This is a genomic window from Chromobacterium amazonense, from assembly GCF_001855565.1.
Taxonomy (GTDB): Bacteria; Pseudomonadota; Gammaproteobacteria; order Burkholderiales; family Chromobacteriaceae; genus Chromobacterium; species Chromobacterium amazonense.
Map to the genome: position 1 here is coordinate 21,534 of NZ_MKCR01000011.1, position 14,866 is coordinate 36,399.

Annotated in this window: 14 protein-coding genes; 10 read left to right on the forward strand and 4 right to left on the reverse strand. The window is 65.4% G+C overall.

The genetic code is table 11. From position 1 onward, the window contains the following. The 5 genes from dacB to BI343_RS07180 all read left to right on the forward strand — a co-directional run bounded on the left by dacB (position 1) and on the right by BI343_RS07180 (position 3,736). Positions 1-1,395, forward strand: coding sequence for a D-alanyl-D-alanine carboxypeptidase/D-alanyl-D-alanine endopeptidase (dacB, locus tag BI343_RS07160; protein ID WP_244886595.1), 1,395 nt, complete (start codon positions 1-3; stop codon positions 1,393-1,395). A 55-nt stretch (positions 1,396-1,450) separates the two neighbouring features. After that, the gene (grxC, locus tag BI343_RS07165; RefSeq protein ID WP_043620686.1) at positions 1,451-1,708 is read left to right on the forward strand and encodes a glutaredoxin 3; all 258 of its coding nucleotides are present in this window, start codon (positions 1,451-1,453) and stop codon (positions 1,706-1,708) included. Between the two features lie 110 nt (positions 1,709-1,818). Continuing rightward, positions 1,819-2,271 carry a protein-export chaperone SecB gene (gene secB / locus BI343_RS07170; protein ID WP_071109209.1) on the forward strand — a complete coding sequence of 151 codons (453 nt, stop codon included), beginning with the start codon at positions 1,819-1,821 and terminating at the stop codon, positions 2,269-2,271. Positions 2,272-2,281: 10 nt separating this feature from the next. Further along, positions 2,282-2,722 (forward strand): SH3 domain-containing protein, encoded by a 441-nt coding sequence (locus BI343_RS07175; RefSeq protein ID WP_071109210.1) that lies wholly within the window; start codon positions 2,282-2,284, stop codon positions 2,720-2,722. A 9-nt stretch (positions 2,723-2,731) separates the two neighbouring features. Further along, a complete protein-coding gene (locus tag BI343_RS07180) occupies positions 2,732-3,736 on the forward strand; it encodes an NAD(P)H-dependent glycerol-3-phosphate dehydrogenase (RefSeq protein WP_071109211.1) in 1,005 nt (334 codons plus the stop codon). A gap of 183 nt (positions 3,737-3,919) precedes the next feature. Here BI343_RS07180 and BI343_RS07185 read toward each other — a convergent pair whose 3' ends face one another. Genes BI343_RS07185 through BI343_RS07195 form a run of 3 tightly spaced genes read right to left on the reverse strand, consistent with a single transcriptional unit; the run spans position 3,920 to position 7,888 of the window. After that, on the reverse strand, positions 3,920-5,644 hold the full coding sequence (locus BI343_RS07185) for a DUF4153 domain-containing protein (protein ID WP_139165674.1): 1,725 nt from the start codon (positions 5,642-5,644) through the stop codon (positions 3,920-3,922). Between the two features lie 55 nt (positions 5,645-5,699). Then, on the reverse strand, positions 5,700-6,881 hold the full coding sequence (locus BI343_RS07190; RefSeq protein ID WP_071109213.1) for an FAD-dependent oxidoreductase: 1,182 nt from the start codon (positions 6,879-6,881) through the stop codon (positions 5,700-5,702). Positions 6,882-6,922: 41 nt separating this feature from the next. After that, positions 6,923-7,888, reverse strand: a complete 966-nt coding sequence (locus BI343_RS07195) for a LysR family transcriptional regulator (RefSeq protein ID WP_071109214.1) — start codon at positions 7,886-7,888, stop codon at positions 6,923-6,925. A gap of 252 nt (positions 7,889-8,140) precedes the next feature. Here BI343_RS07195 and BI343_RS20570 point away from each other — a divergent pair, with 252 nt between their 5' ends. From BI343_RS20570 to adhE, 5 genes are all read left to right on the forward strand, one after another. Further along, positions 8,141-8,272 carry a hypothetical protein gene (locus BI343_RS20570; RefSeq protein ID WP_261172768.1) on the forward strand — a complete coding sequence of 44 codons (132 nt, stop codon included), beginning with the start codon at positions 8,141-8,143 and terminating at the stop codon, positions 8,270-8,272. After that, positions 8,269-8,685, forward strand: a complete 417-nt coding sequence (locus BI343_RS07200; protein ID WP_043620670.1) for an ester cyclase — start codon at positions 8,269-8,271, stop codon at positions 8,683-8,685. Before BI343_RS20570 ends, BI343_RS07200 begins: the two co-directional genes overlap by 4 nt. An 87-nt stretch (positions 8,686-8,772) precedes the next feature. After that, complete coding sequence (locus BI343_RS07205; RefSeq protein WP_083340856.1) at positions 8,773-9,636, forward strand: DMT family transporter; 864 nt, start codon at positions 8,773-8,775, stop codon at positions 9,634-9,636. Positions 9,637-9,736: 100 nt separating this feature from the next. Beyond that, positions 9,737-10,783, forward strand: coding sequence for a carbonic anhydrase (locus BI343_RS07210; RefSeq protein WP_052246589.1), 1,047 nt, complete (start codon positions 9,737-9,739; stop codon positions 10,781-10,783). Between the two features lie 364 nt (positions 10,784-11,147). Continuing rightward, on the forward strand, positions 11,148-13,811 hold the full coding sequence (gene adhE / locus BI343_RS07215; protein ID WP_043620667.1) for a bifunctional acetaldehyde-CoA/alcohol dehydrogenase: 2,664 nt from the start codon (positions 11,148-11,150) through the stop codon (positions 13,809-13,811). A gap of 36 nt (positions 13,812-13,847) precedes the next feature. Here the strand turns inward: adhE and BI343_RS07220 are convergent, their stop codons facing one another. Then, complete coding sequence (locus BI343_RS07220) at positions 13,848-14,660, reverse strand: substrate-binding periplasmic protein (protein ID WP_071109215.1); 813 nt, start codon at positions 14,658-14,660, stop codon at positions 13,848-13,850. Positions 14,661-14,866: the final 206 nt, after the last annotated feature.

A 14,866-nucleotide genomic window follows, 5' to 3' on the forward strand; every position in this document is an offset into this window, starting at 1 on the left:
ATGAAATACGCGCTTGTCGCGCTGATTTTGGCCGGGCTGGGCGCCAAGGCTTCGGCGCTGGATCTGCATGGCCTGAAGCCGGACGAGGTGGCCGTATGGGCGGCGCCGGTGGAGGGCGGGCCGCCGCTGGCCAGCCACCGCGCCGACGAGCCGGTCAACCCGGCCTCGACCATGAAGCTGCTGACCGGCTGGGCCGCGTTGAACCGGCTGGGGCCGGATTACCGCTGGAAGACCGCCTTGCTGTCGGCCGCGCCGGTGGAGGGCGGGGCGCTGAAGGGCGATCTGTACTGGTTGGGCGGCGGCGATCCGCGCTTCGACAACGGCAATCTGTTGAGCCTGTTGTACAGTCTGCGCCTGCGCGGCATCCGCCAGCTGGATGGGCGGCTGCTGCTGGACAAGCGCGCCTTCGGCAAAGTCGGTGGCGCCGATGATTTCGACGACGACGCCGGGCGCGCTTTCGTGGTCGCTCCCGATACCCATCTGGTGAATCTGAAGGTAGCCTGGCTCACCTTCTACCGCGACGGCCAGAGCGCGCGCGTGGTGCTCGATCCGCCGTTGGCCGGCGTGGAGGTCCGCAGCGAGCTGAAGCCGGGCGGCGCCGAGCCGTGCCCCGATGTGCGGCGTTTTGTTTCCATCGTCAACGATGGCCGCCATGTCAGCGTTGCGGGCAGCTTGCCGCAAGCCTGCGACGGCCAGCGCGCTTACGTCAATGTGCTGGAGCACGACGAATTCGCCGGCCAGGACTTCGCGGCGCTGTGGCAAGCGCTGGGCGGCGTCGGTCCCTTGCGCGTGGAGCGGGGAACGGCGCCGGCCGGCGCGCGCGAACTGGCCGCCTGGCAGTCTCAGCCCTTGTCGGTCGCCTTGGCCGACATCAACAAATACAGCAACAACACCATGGCGCGCACGCTGTTCCTGACGCTGGGGCGCGAGGCGGGGGGCGGGGACGACACCGCCGCGGCGGCCGAGCGCGCCGTGCGCGACGAGCTGCGGCACCGCGGCATCGCCGACGCGGACGCGCTGCAGCTGGAAAACGGCTCCGGCCTGTCGCGTCGCGAGCGGGTGACGGCCCGGCTGCTGGGCGAAGTGCTGCTGGACGCGGCGCGCGGGCCATTCGCCGGCGAGTTCATCGCCAGCCTGCCCATCGCCGCCACCGACGGCACGCTGAAGAAGCGCTTCGCCGATCTCGGTCCGCGCCTGCGCATGAAAACCGGCACCTTGGACGACGTCAAGGCGCTGGCCGGCTACTGGCAGGCGGCGGACGGCAGGCGGCTGGCCATCGTCGCCATCGTCAACGGCCCGCGGGCCAAGTCGTCCGGCCCGGCGCTGGACTCGCTGGTGTCCGACCTAGCCTTGAGTTTCAATACCGCGGCGATGCGACCCAGCGCAAAGCCTTGAGCGGCCAACTCAGGCTATAATCGTCAGCGATCGATATTTTACCCAGGCAATGAACATGAAACCGGTAACGATGTACACCACCGCGGTCTGCCCCTACTGCGTCCGCGCCAAACAATTGCTGGCCAGCAAGGGCGTCAGCGGCATCACCGAGATCCGCATCGATCTCGACCCGGCAGAGCGCGACAAAATGATGGCGCTGACGGGCCGCCGCACCGTGCCGCAAATCTTCATCGGCGAGACCCATGTCGGCGGCTGCGACGACCTGGTGGCGCTGAACCAGGCCGGCAAGCTCGACACGCTGCTGGCTGACTGAGCGACGCGGCCATCCGCGGTGTTGGCCGTGGCCGGCTTTCGTGCGATGATGCCCGCCGTTGGACCGATAAAATTCTACCGTCATCGAGACGGTTTTTTGTGAGATAGAACATGAGCGAACAACAAGAGCTGCAACCGGCGTTTTCCATCGAAAAAATCTATGTGAAGGACTTGTCGCTGGAGGTGCCGAACGCGCCGCAGGTATTCCTGGAACAAGCCCAGCCGGAAATCGACATGCAGCTGGCCAGCGCCGGCCAGCAACTGGACGACGGTTTCTACGAAGTGACCCTGACCGTCACGGTGACCGCCAAGCTGCCGGAAAAGACCCTGTTCCTGTGCGAAGTGGCCCAGGCCGGCATCTTCCAGATCCGCAACATCCCGGCCGAAGACCTGGACCCGATCCTGGGCGTGGCCTGCCCGAACATCCTGTTCCCGTACGCCCGCGAAGCGGTGTCCAGCGTGGTGAACCGCGCAGGCTTCCCGCCGGTGCTGCTGGCCCCGATCAACTTCGAAGCCCTGTACATGCAACAGCGTGCGCAGCAGGCCGAAGCCGGCAACGCCTGAGGCTGACCGCATGAAGCGCTTCGTCATCACGCTGCTGCTGGTTCTGGGCGTCGCCCAGGCCGCCCAGGCTCTGGAGTTCCGCTCGGTCAAGGAAACCGGCGTCGCGTTATACGAGGCGCCCACGCTGACCGCCAAGAAACTGTTCGTGGTCAGCCGCTATTACCCGGTGGAAGTGCTGCAGAGCCAAAAGGAATGGGCGCGCGTGCGCGACGCCACCGGCGGCATCGCCTGGATTCCGTCCGCCGCGCTGTCCAAGCAGCGCTGGCTGCTGGTGGTGTCGGCCCAGGCCGGCGTGCGCGACAAGGCCGGCGAGGACGGCAAGCTGCTGTTCACCGTGCCCAAGGACGGCGTGGTGGAGATGCAGGACGCGCCGCAGGCGGGCTGGGTCAAAGTCCGCCACCGCGACGGCAGCGTCGGCTATGCTCGAATCACCGACCTCTGGGGTTTGTAAGGGCTTGCCATGAAACTGGCCATACTTGGCGCCGGCGCTTGGGGAACCGCGCTGGCGATCGCTTTTTCCCGTCACCATCAGGTGACGCTGTGGGGCCGCGACCCCGCGCAAATCCAACAGATGGCAGACGAGCGCGTCAACCGGCGCTATCTGGCTGATTGTCCGTTTCCCGACGCGCTGAATGTATCGGCCGATTTGACCGAGGCGGTCGACGGCGCCGAGCTGCTGTTGATCGTCACGCCGATGTCCGGCCTGCGGCCCACGCTGCGCGCGCTGACGGCCTTGGGCATCGCCCTGCCGCCCATCTTGTGGGCGTGCAAGGGCTTTGAATCCGGCTCCAGCCTGCTGCCGCATCAGGTGGTGGCGGAGGAGCTGCCCAGCGATCACCGCTGCGGCGTGCTGTCCGGCCCCAGCTTCGCCCGCGAAGTGGCGCAAGACCTGCCGTCCGCCGTGACCATCGCTTCCGACGACGCCGAATTCGCCGCCTATGTGGCGCGCGAGCTGCACAGTCCGCGCCTGCGGCTGTACGCCAATGACGACCTGGTGGGCGTGGAAGTGGGCGGCGCGGTCAAGAACGTGATGGCGATCGCCACCGGCGTGGCCGACGGCCTGCACTTCGGCCTGAACGCCCGCGCCGCGCTGATCACCCGCGGCTTGGCCGAGATCACGAGGCTGGGCGTCGCGTTGGGCGCCAGCCAGCACACCATGATGGGTCTGTCCGGCATGGGAGACTTGATCCTGACCTGCACCGGCGAATTGTCGCGCAACCGTCAGGTGGGCCTGAAGCTGGCCGAAGGCAAGCCTTTGGAACAAGTGCTGCAGGAGCTGGGCCATGTCGCCGAAGGCGTGGCCACGGCGCGGGAAGTGCTGACCATGGCCGAACGCCTGCAGGTCGACATGCCCATCACCGCCGCCGTGTGCGGCCTGCTGTACCAGGGCCACGATCCGCAAACCGTGGTGGACGGCCTGCTCAGGCGCTCGCCCAAATCCGAATCCGGCGTCTTGCTGGATTAGGCTCGAAAGGCAACTAGGCCGCTCCCCTCGCCGGGCAGCGGCCTTTTTCATGCCCGCCGGCCAGCGTTTCCGCCGGCGCGGTGTCTTAGCCGTTCCGCAGGGGCTTCTGCCACGCGCGGGATGGTCTGGCCGGTGTGGATGGGATCGATGCCGATGCGCATCGCCGTCCATCCCAGGACGAAGTCATTTTTTCGCGCCGGGGCACGCCGGCGGCGCGTAGGGGTAGCGCGGCCGCAGCCGCAGCCCGCCGGCTTCCAGGTCGGGCAGCTGCGGCGGCAGGGCATGCGCGCCTCCCGCCGCCAGCGCCTCCAGCGGCGCCGGGCACCCGGCGGGAAGGTCGTACGCGGCGGCGAGCGTCCACAGCCCCTGGGCATTACGCTGGAACAAGGTCAGCCGCGCCGGCAGCGGCTCCGCCAGCAGCACCTCCTGCTTGCCGCCGCCGCTGTAGTCGCCGACATAAGCGTCGCACTCATTGCGGCCGTCCAGCAGGCAGGACGGCAGTTCGCCGGTCCGCTTGGCGGCTTGCTTCCAGTCCTGGGCCAGAAAGCCGGCCGGCAGCGGCACCGGACCGCGCGGGTGGATGGCCTGGGCCGGAGGCTTGGGTTTGGCCTTGTCCTTGCTGAGGGCGTCGCTTGCTTTGCGGCGGACTGAGCCGCTGAGGGCGGGATCGTTCCTCAGCCGCAGCAGCGCGGCATGGCCATAGCGCAGCCCGCGGTCGCGCAGGAAATCGAAATCGAATCGCTCGGCCGCCACGCGGCCGGCTTGCAGCCGCGCCAGCTGGCTGGCAACCGAAATCCGCGCCGGATCGGCCAGCGGCGTCAGCACGGCGGCCAGCAGGGCGAGCGACAACCAGGCGGCGTAGATATTGGCGCAGGCCACGCCGGCGAACCCGGCCCGGCGCCGAATGGCTGCCCAGCCATAACCTGCGGCGTAGCAGGCGCCGAGGATGACGAGGCTGGCGGCGAACACCCGGTCCGGCGACCAGCCGTACTGGCCGACGCGCAGCGCCAGCGCGTAGGCGGCCAGCGCTTGCAGCGGCGCGAGCAGCAGGCAGGCGGCGCGCAGGCTGAGCCGGATCACGCGGCCGGGTTGCTCGCGGCCGTCCTGGTAGGCCGCGTTCAGCAGGAAGATCAGCAGTCCGCTCGCGCCCAGCAGCAGCGCGGAGGCGTGGCCGGTCTTCCACAGGCTGTCCAGCCCGGTGAAGGGCAGCAGCGCGAGAAAGGCGGCAATGAGCACGACCAGCAGGGGCAGCAGCCAGGACAGCAGGGTCAGCAGCAGCGAGCGCAGCCCCTGGATGATGCCGGGACGTGCATCGCTCAGATGCAGGCCGGCCGACAGCGCCAGCGTGCTGGCCGGTATCGCGAACTCGGCTTCGCCTATCAGCCGGCGCAGGCCGTCCATGCCCACCAGGGCGAACAGCTCGGCGCCCAGGTTCAGGATCAGCCAGAACACGCCGACGAACAGGCCGGAGAACATCAGCTGCAGGCCAAGCTTCCAGGCGGTGTCGAAATAGGCGGGATAGGACGCCCGCCAGCGCCGTTCACCCTCGCCGGCCAGAATCAGCGGCCAGGCGATGAACAGCAGCAAGAAGACGCCCAGCACTGCCAGCGCGCCCGGCATCAGGTCCGCGCGCGCGGCTTGCTCCACCCAGACGCGCCAGCGGTCGTGTACGCCGATGGCGGCGACGGCCAGCGCCAGTCCGGTCAGCCAGGCAGCCAGCCGGGAGGGACGCAGCGCGCCGAGTCCGGTCTGGCACAGCAGAGGCAGCGACGCGGCGGCCAGCAGCAGCGGCGAGAACAGCAGCGGGTGGAGGGACAGCCAGCCGCCATGGTCCGCCGCGCGGTACAGCGCGTAAAGCGCGATCCCTTGCAGCAGGCCGATGGCGGCGCGAATGTGGAATGGGTTCATGGACATGCCGGGAGGGGAGGAATTCTCCCGATCCTAGCACGAATGGGATAATCGATCAGGCGCGCAGCCCCAGCGCGTAGCGTATCGCCTCGCGCTTCAACGGGCCGGCCTTGTCCGCCAGCCTGAGTCCCAGTCCGCGCAGCGCCTTCAGCGGCGGGATGTCGTTGCCGAATCCGTAGCAGAAGGCGTCCATGCCCGTCTGCATCGCCAGGTTGGCCGGCTTGCGCGCGCGCTGGTAGCGCGCCAGCGTCTTCTCGCTCGCCCAGTCCTCCCCCTTGGCGTGAGCGTCCAGAATGGTCTTGGCCAGTTGCGCGGCGTCCTGGAAGCCCAGGTTGACGCCCTGGCCGGCCAGCGGGTGGATGGTGTGGGCGGCGTCGCCGGCCAGCGCCACGCCGTCGCGGACATAGCATTGGGCGTGGCGGCGGGTCAGGCCGAAGCTGCCGCGCGCCGCGATGCGCTTGATGCCGGGCAGCTTGCGCGGGAAGGCCTGGCTGACGGCGGCGATCAGCGCGTCATCGGGCAGCGCCAGCAGCCGCCTGACCTCCTCCGGCCGGTGATACCACACCAGGGACGCGGCGTCGCCGCACAGGGGCAGGAAGGCGAGCGGGCCGCTGGGGGTGAAGCGCTGCCAGGTGATGTCCTGCTGTTCGCCATCCAGATGGCAGGCCAGCATCAGCGCGTGCATCGGGTAATCCCAGCAGGTGATGCCGATGCCGGCCGCCTCGCGCGCTTGGGAGCGCGCGCCGTCGGCGGCGATTAAGAGCCTCGTTTGCAGTTGGCTGCCGTCGGACAGCGTCAACTGAGAGGCTTGGGGACGGTAGACAATGTCCGACACCACGGCCGGGCAGCGGTAGTCGATATCGCCCTTGGCCAGCAAGGCCTCGGTGGCGGCCAGCTGCACCACGCGGTTCTCCACGATGTGGCCCAGCTCCGGCACGCCGGCCTCGGCGGCGTCGAACAGCGTGCCGCAAGACTCGTCCTGTTCCCATACCTGCATGCGCCGGTACGGCGCGGCGCGCATCGCCAGCACCTGGTCCCAGGCGCCGATGCGCTGCAGGAAGGCGGCCGAGGCCGGACTGATGGCCGAGACGCGCAAGTCCGGCGCTTGGTCCGGGGCAAACGGCGCCGGCGCTTCGCGCTCCAGCACCGTGACCGACAGTCCGCTGCCGGAGAGCGCGGCGGCCAGCGCGCTGCCTACCATGCCGCCGCCGACGATGACGATGTCGCGATGTTCCATTGCATTCTCCTTGCTGTGCCGGCCATCGGCGCAAATGGGCGTCATTCTGACAACGACGGCATGGCCGCGCCTTGGCCTGGATCAAGCCTGTCGTCCAGCAGCGCGCGCATCCGCGGCACCACGTACTGGATGAAAGCCTCGTACTTGCGCGGCAGCGGGTGACGATACGGGTAGACCAGGAACACCGGCCAGCAATCATGGCTCCAGCCCGGCAGCACCGGCACGAGGCGGCCGCTTTTCAGGTGCTCGCTGGCGACATAGCTCGGCAACAGGGCGATGCCGCTGCCGGCGATGGCCCCGGACAAGAGCGGAGCGTACTGGTGGCTGCTGAACACCGGCTGTATGCCGATCTGTTTTTGCACGCCGTCTTTTTCCAATAGCCATTCCGGCGTGGCTCGCAGCTTGGGGCGGCTGGTGTCCAGCAGGATGCGGTGGCGCGCCAGGTCTTCCGGCTCCGCCAGCGGCGGCGCCTTGGCCAGATAGTCCGGCGAGGCGTAGGCCCATTCGCGCACAAAGCCCAGCGGTTTGGCCACCAGCGCGTCGTCATGGACGTTACGGGTGCGGATGCAGAAATCCAGGCCTTCGGCTATCGGGTCTTGCAGCCGGTTTTCCACTTGCAGGTTCAGCTTCAGGCCGGGATGCAGAACGGCCAGCTCGGCCAGAATCGGGGCCAGCAGGTACTGGGCGAACGAAGTGATGGAGCTGATCACCAGCGGACCGCTGACTTCTCCCTCCGCCTCGTTGATGTCTATGCGCGCGCGCTCCAGCAGGCTGCGCAGCTCGCGCGCGTGCGCGGCCAGGCGCCTGCCGGCTTCGGTCAGCGCCACGCGGCGGGTGTTGCGCAGCACCAGCACGGAGCCCAGGTCTTTTTCCAGGGCCTTGACCAGTTGGCTGACCCGGCTCTTGGTGCAGTCGAGCTCCTCGGCGGCGGCGGTGAAGCTTCCGCAGCGGACCAAGGCGTCGAAAGCCAGCAGCGCTTGGGCATCGGGTAGGTGGTTTGTTCTCATTTATTGAACAGTGTGTCATGTCATATGGGCTTTTTCAATCTTCAAACGCTATATAGCATTTTGGCATGATGATTAATTGAACAGTGGAGGCCGTAATGTCGATGATCAGACGATGGTGGCGGGCGCTGAGCCGCGGAGTGTGGCGGCGGCTGAGCGATGAAAGCCAAGTCAGCGAGCGCATTCGCTGGGTAGAGGGCCGGCAAGGGTGAACGCGGTGGCTGGCCTATGGGGTGAAGCGAAGAGGGAGCGAACATGGACAAGATGAAAGCGCTGTTCAGAACGTGGGCTGATTGGTGGTGGCAGGGCATGACGATTCATGCCCGTCAGGTGTGCCGGGACGAGTCCGAGATACTGGATCGCATCCGCGCCGGAGGAAAACGATGAGCAGCGAACAAACCCGAGCCGTGGTGCAAGGCTTTCTGACCGAGGTGCGCTCCGGCCGCAACCCGGATGCGGCTGCTTTGTATATGGCAAGCAGTGTGGCGGCGCATCAGCTGGAATCGGAAAATCCGCGCACGCTGGCGCGCAGCCCGGCCAATTACGCCGAGCATGTGCGCGAGTTCCTGCGGCTGTTCGGCGATTTCGAGCTGCGCATAGACGAGCTGTTGGTCAACGGCGACCGCGCCTACGCGCGCTGGACCCAGTTTGGCCATCACCAGGCCGAAATCAACGGCGTGCCGGCCAGCGGCGAGCCGCTGGCGCTGATCGACAGCGCCTGCTACCGGGTGGCGGACGGCAAGATCGTCGAATACTGGATACAGGCGGACCGGATGGGCCTAGCGCGGCAGTTGGAGTGAGACAGCGTTCGACAGCCGTCATCGGATTCTGAAACAATGTCTCCTTAGGGCTGCGCAGACGGCCCGACTACCGCTACAGGAGACGCCTTGCCCTACCTCGCCCTGACGCTGGCCATGTTTTTATGGTCCAGCGCCTTCATCGTGCTGAAATACGTTTTCCAGTTCTACCACCCGCTGGCCGTGCTGTTCGCGCGGATGGCCGTGGCAACGTTGTGTCTGTTGCCGCTGGCGATGGGGGGGCGCATCAGCTGGCATTACCGCAAGGGCGATTGGCGCTGGCTGCTGGCGATGGGCCTGGCCGAACCCTGCCTGTACTTTCTGTTCGAGGCCAACGCCTTGACCTTGACCAGCGCCTCGCAGGCCGGCGTGATCACGGCCACGCTGCCGATGCTGATGGCCATAGGCGCCAGCGTGTTCCTGCATGAGCGCCAGCCGCGCCAGGTGTGGCTGGGCATCGCCTTGTCGTTTGCCGGGGTGATCTGGCTCAGCATGGACAGCCGCGCGGGGCCGGGCGCGCCCAATCCTTCGCTGGGCAATGCCCTGGAGTTCTGCGCCATGGTGTGCGCCTGCGGCTATGTGCTGATCGCCAAACGGATGTCGGCGCGCTATTCGCCGCTGGCCATCACTGGCATCCAGACGCTCACCGGCTGCGTCTGGTTCGGCTTGGCCATGCTGACGCCGTGGGGCGCGTGGCCGGATACGTTGTATCTGATTCCCAGCCTGTGGGTGCTGTACCTAGGCGCGGTGATCACGCTGGGGGCGTACGGTTTGTACACTTGGGCCGTGTCGCGCATCCCGGTGGCCAAGGCCGGGGCCTTCAATAATCTCATTCCGGTATTCACCGTGCTGCTGGCCTGGCTGCTGCTGGATGAGCGTTTCGAAGCCTGGCAGGCAGCGGCCGGCGCGCTGGTGTTCGCCGGGGTGTGGCTGAGCCAGCGGCGCGCGGCATGAAGACTGGCGGCTTCCCCGTCCATGGTCGATGATGCAGAATAGAAACGATTGGGAATGACCTAAGGAATCGAGCATGAGCCCACGGCGGATCGGAACCTGCATGATATTGCCCTTGTTGCTGGCCTGGCGGCCTGGCTTGGCGGCGGAGCAGGAGCAGGGACAGGACCAGGTGCAGCAAGTGATCAAGCTGCCGCTGAAACTCAACAAGCCGGCGACGGAGGCCGGGGCGCGAGCCGCGGAGCCTGCGCCGGGCAAACCGGCGGAAGCCAAGCCTGCCGAGGCGGCCAAGCCCGCGGCGGAAATGGGTAAGAAGGCCGAGCCGGCCAAGGCTCAGGAGGAGAAGCCGGGCAAAGCCAAGCCGGAGGCGATGGCGCCGGGCGTCACCATGGGCCAGCCGCCTGCCCGCGACCTATCGCAACCGAGTCCCGAAGTCCGGGCCCCGGGCGCCAAGCCCAGAGCGGCGCATCGCGCCAAATCCAAGAAGGCCAAGATGGCGCAGGGCGGCGCCAAGGCCATGGGCGAGGCCGCCCAGGTCAAGGATGTGGTGTCGAGCATTCTCAAGGCCAATAGCGTCGCCATCAGCAAACATAATCCGGGCTATCTGGCCAAGCTCGGCGATCGCGCCATGCCCAAGGCCACGGTGGTGGCTTGCTCCAGCCCGGGCGGCCAGTTGGGCATGTCGGGCGGCGATGCGGATTTGTTCGTGATCAGCAATATGGGCAACCAGCTTGCTACGTCCGAGGGCTCGGTCGAGTACGGCGTGCGCCACCTGCACACGCCCTTGCTGATGTTCGTCAGCCATACCGGCTGCGGCGCGATCAAGGCGGCGGCCGGCGACTACAGCAATATGGAGCCGTCCATCCAGAAAGAGCTGGACAGTATCGAGATCCCCAAGGGAATCGGCGCCACCAACGGCGCGCTGATCAACATCAACAATCAGGTGGAGGGCGCCATCCTCAAGTTCTCCGGCGAGGTGGAAGCCGGCAAGCTGGCGGTGCTTGGGGGGTATTACGATTACAACAACGACCTGAAGCAGGGCCGCGGCCGGCTGGTGATCACCAATATCAATGGCGAAACCGATCCTGCGCGCATCCGCGAGCTGAGCAGCAGCGGCCGCTATTTCCACTATGGCTTCATGGGGCGTTGAGCGGCCCGGTAGCGATGCCGTTACAACCGTTCTGATCCAGACCATGCAGAGAGCGCCGATTTGGCGCTCTTTTTCATGGAAAACTGAAAATTGTTTGGCCGTGCGCAAAAACGAATATCCGAAAACGGACTACGATGGCAGGGAATCGAGCGAGTCATGGTCGATTGCCAGTAAAGCCCCTGAATTTTATAGGGGTATAGTCGGGCGGATGTAATGGCTCTGCTACAAAGGGTTTGATGGCGCCGTCATGGTTTGATGGCGCGAAATGGGTTTTTTGCCGGTTGTTTTTTCGATTGTGAAAATTTTAAGTCGAAAACGAACAATCAGGCGCTCGATATTTTCATTTGGTTTCTGGAGAGACAAAATGGCTGTTAGCAATCAAATCGAACTCGACGCCCTGGTGGCCCGCGTAAAGAAGGCGCAAGTCGCTTTCGCGCAGTTCACGCAAGAGCAGGTTGACCATATCTTCCGTTGCGCCGCGCTGGCCGCCGCCGACGCCCGCATTCCGCTGGCGCGGATGGCCGTCGCCGAAACCGGCATGGGCGTGATGGAAGACAAGGTGATCAAGAACCACTTCGCCTCCGAGTACATTTACAACAAGTACAAGGATGAGAAGACCTGCGGCGTGCTGTCCGAGGATGACACCTTCGGCACCATCACCATCGCCGAACCCATCGGCGTGCTGTGCGGCATCGTGCCGACCACCAACCCGACCTCCACCGCCATCTTCAAGGCGCTGATCTCGCTGAAAACGCGCAACGGCATCATCTTCTCGCCGCACCCGCGCGCGCGCCGCTCCACTTGCGAAGCCGCCCGCCTGGTGCTGGAAGCCGCCGTCGCCGCCGGCGCGCCGCAGGACATCATCGGCTGGATTGATGAGCCGTCCGTCGCCCTGTCCAACCAGCTGATGCACCACCCCGACGTAAACCTGATCCTGGCCACCGGCGGCCCGGGCATGGTGAAGGCCGCCTACTCCTCCGGCAAGCCCGCCATCGGCGTCGGCGCCGGCAACACCCCGGCCGTGATCGACGAAACCGCTGACATCAAGCGCGCGGTGGCCTCCATCCTGATGTCTAAGACCTTCGACAACGGTGTGGTCTGTGCCTCGGAGCAGTCTGTCATCATCGTCGACCAGATTTACGACGCGGTGCGCGAGCGCTTCTCCAAGCACGGCGGCTACATTCTGTCCAAGAGCGAAGCCGAGGCCGTGCGCAAGGTGATCCTGCAGGATGGCAGCCTGAACGCCGCCATCGTCGGCCAGAGCGCCGCCAAGATCGCCGCCATGGCTGGCATCACCGTGCCGCCCACCACCAAGGTGCTGATCGGCGAAGTGACCGAGGTGTCCGATCAGGAGGCCTTCGCTCACGAAAAACTGTCCCCGACCCTGGCCATGTATCGCGCCAAGGACTTCATCGACGCTTGCGACAAGGCCGCCGCGCTGGTGACCATGGGCGGCATCGGCCACACGTCCTCGCTGTACACCGACCAGGACCTGCAGGAGGAGCGCGTGCGCTACTTCGGCGACAAGATGAAGACCGCCCGCATCCTGATCAACACCCCGTCCTCGCAAGGCGGCATCGGCGACTTGTACAACTTCAGCCTGGCGCCGTCGCTGACCCTGGGTTGCGGCTCCTGGGGCGGCAACTCCATCTCCGAGAACGTCGGTCCCAAGCACCTGATCAACAAGAAAACCGTCGCCAAGAGGGCTGAAAACATGCTGTGGCACAAGCTGCCGAAGTCCATCTACTTCCGTCGCGGCTCCCTGCCGGTGGCGCTGGAAGACCTGGCCGGCAAGAAGCGCTGCCTGATCGTCACCGGCCAGTACCTGTTCGAACACGGCTTTGTCGACGAACCGATCCGCCTGCTGAAGAAGATGGGTCTGGAAGTGGAAGTGTTCTTCGAAGTTCCGGCCGACCCGACCCTGGCCGTCGTGCGCAAGGGCGCCGACCTGGCTCACGCCTTCAAGCCGGACGTGATCATGGCGATCGGCGGCGGCTCTCCGATGGACGCGGCCAAGATCATGTGGGTGATGTATGAGCATCCGGAAGTGCATTTCGCCGATCTGGCGCTGCGTTTCATGGACATCCGCAAGCGCATCTACCAGTTCCCGAAACTGGGTCAGAAAGCGATGATGGTGGCGGTGCCGACCACCTCCGGCACCGGCTCCGAAGTGACCCCGTTCGCCGTGGTAACCGACGAGGTGACCGGCGTGAAATACCCGATCGCCGACTACGAGCTGACCCCGAACATGGCCATCGTCGACGCCAATCTGGTGATGGACATGCCGAAGTCGCTGACCGCCTTCGGGGGCATCGACGCGGTGACCCACGCGCTGGAAGCCTATGTGTCGGTGATGGCCAACGAGTACTCCGACCCGCAGGCGCTGCAAGCGCTGAAACTGTTGAAGGAATACCTGCCGTCGTCCTACCTGAACGGCGCCAACGATCCGAAGGCGCGCGAACAAGTGCACAACGCCGCCACCATCGCCGGCATCGCCTTCGCCAACGCCTTCCTCGGCGTGTGCCACTCCATGGCGCACAAGATCGGCGCCGAGTTCGGCCTGGCCCACGGTTTGGCCAACGCGCTGTTGATCAGCAATGTGATCCGCTACAACGCCGCCGACGTGCCGACCAAGCAGACCGCCTTCAGCCAGTACGACCGGCCGAAGAGCGTGGCCCGCTATGCTGAAATCGCCCGTCACCTGGGCTTGGAAGCCAGCCGCGACCACGAGCGCGTGGAGAAGCTGATCGAATGGGTGGACGAACTGAAGAAAACGCTGGGCATCCCGTCGTCGATTCAGGCCGCCGGCGTGGCCGAAGCGGACTTCCTGGCCAAGGTGGACGAAGTGGCCGAGGCTGCTTTTGACGATCAGTGCACCGGCGCCAACCCGCGCTACCCGCTGATCAGCGAGCTGAAGCAACTGCTGCTCGACAGCTACTATGGCCGTCCGTACAAGGAAGCCTGGGAGCGCGAGGAGCCGGCTGCCAAGGCTGAAGCCAAGCCGGCCAAGGGCAAGGCCAAGGCCTGATTGAGTTAGACCTGTATCAGACCCAACCGGTCGGCGTCAGCCGGCCGGTTTTTTCATTGCCGCTTTAGGCTGCGGCGGCGGAACGCCACCCAGCTTGTTGTCCATCAGATAGCGGTGGGTGAGGGCCTCGACATTGATGCGTTTGAGTCCCTGGTTCAGGATGTCGGCCAGCCTTTTGCCTTCGGCCGATGGCTTGAAGCAGACGTACAGCAGTTTCTCTTCCAACAGATGCGGATTCATCCGCAGATTGCCGCGCGTAGTTTTCAATTTCGGATCGTTCTGCATCAGGTAGTCGAATACATAACGGTCTATCACCGCCAGGTCGATATGGTGGCGATCGAGTTTCAACAGGTTTTGGGTATCGTCCAAGGCCTCGTCCGCATTCTGGCGTTTGGTGGCGATGCGCTCGTCCAGTTCCGCGGTATTGACGTAACCCTGCACCACGCCTATGCGCAGGCGCGACAGCTCCGCCAGTTGTTGCCACTGATAGCGGCTATTCATGCGCTCGGCGAAGCCAAGCGGGCTGCGGCCAATCGGGTCGGAAAAGAAAAAGGACTTGCGGCCGGCGGTGGAGTCGTATTCCGGAAAGTAGCCCGCCACCTGGGGATTGAGGCTGGCCTCGGCTACGGCGCGTTGCCAGGGCACCACCCTGATGCGCACCTCGTAGCCCATGGCGGCGTAGGCGGCGCGGATCACCGCGCTGTTGAGGCCTTGCTCGGGAAGCTGGCTGCCGGTGTAGGGCGGCCAGTCCAGCGTGGTCAGCGTCACGGTATGAGACGTGTCGGCCAGGGCGCTGCCCGCCGCGGCCAGCGACAGGATCAGGCAAAGGCCAGGCAGGCTTCGTATCACGCGTCCCTCCTTGTTTCCGTCTATTGCATCATAGGTTTTCCTAAGTGGATAGGAGTGGATTTGTCGGTTTGCGTCTTTGGTGCTTTCCGCTCTTTTCCTGCATTTCAACGACGTTAAGTTTTGCTGGTTGGAATAATTTCATATTATTCAAACAAAATATATCGATGACATGGCAAGTTGTATGTGCTAATTTCGCCGCGCCGATT

Bases quoted from the DNA above. Each gene is read 5' to 3' on its own strand.
- dacB (WP_244886595.1), top strand. From the start codon at position 1: ATGAAATACGCGCTTGTCGCGCTGATTTTGGCCGGGCTGGGCGCCAAG.
- grxC (WP_043620686.1), top strand. From the start codon at position 1,451: ATGAAACCGGTAACGATGTACACCACCGCGGTCTGCCCCTACTGCGTC.
- BI343_RS20570 (WP_261172768.1), top strand. From the start codon at position 8,141: ATGGACAAGATGAAAGCGCTGTTCAGAACGTGGGCTGATTGGTGGTGG.
- secB (WP_071109209.1), top strand. From the start codon at position 1,819: ATGAGCGAACAACAAGAGCTGCAACCGGCGTTTTCCATCGAAAAAATC.
- BI343_RS07200 (WP_043620670.1), top strand. From the start codon at position 8,269: ATGAGCAGCGAACAAACCCGAGCCGTGGTGCAAGGCTTTCTGACCGAG.
- BI343_RS07195 (WP_071109214.1), bottom strand. From the start codon at position 7,888: ATGAGAACAAACCACCTACCCGATGCCCAAGCGCTGCTGGCTTTCGAC.
- BI343_RS07190 (WP_071109213.1), bottom strand. From the start codon at position 6,881: ATGGAACATCGCGACATCGTCATCGTCGGCGGCGGCATGGTAGGCAGC.
- BI343_RS07180 (WP_071109211.1), top strand. From the start codon at position 2,732: ATGAAACTGGCCATACTTGGCGCCGGCGCTTGGGGAACCGCGCTGGCG.
- BI343_RS07210 (WP_052246589.1), top strand. From the start codon at position 9,737: ATGATATTGCCCTTGTTGCTGGCCTGGCGGCCTGGCTTGGCGGCGGAG.
- BI343_RS07185 (WP_139165674.1), bottom strand. From the start codon at position 5,644: ATGAACCCATTCCACATTCGCGCCGCCATCGGCCTGCTGCAAGGGATC.
- BI343_RS07175 (WP_071109210.1), top strand. From the start codon at position 2,282: ATGAAGCGCTTCGTCATCACGCTGCTGCTGGTTCTGGGCGTCGCCCAG.
- adhE (WP_043620667.1), top strand. From the start codon at position 11,148: ATGGCTGTTAGCAATCAAATCGAACTCGACGCCCTGGTGGCCCGCGTA.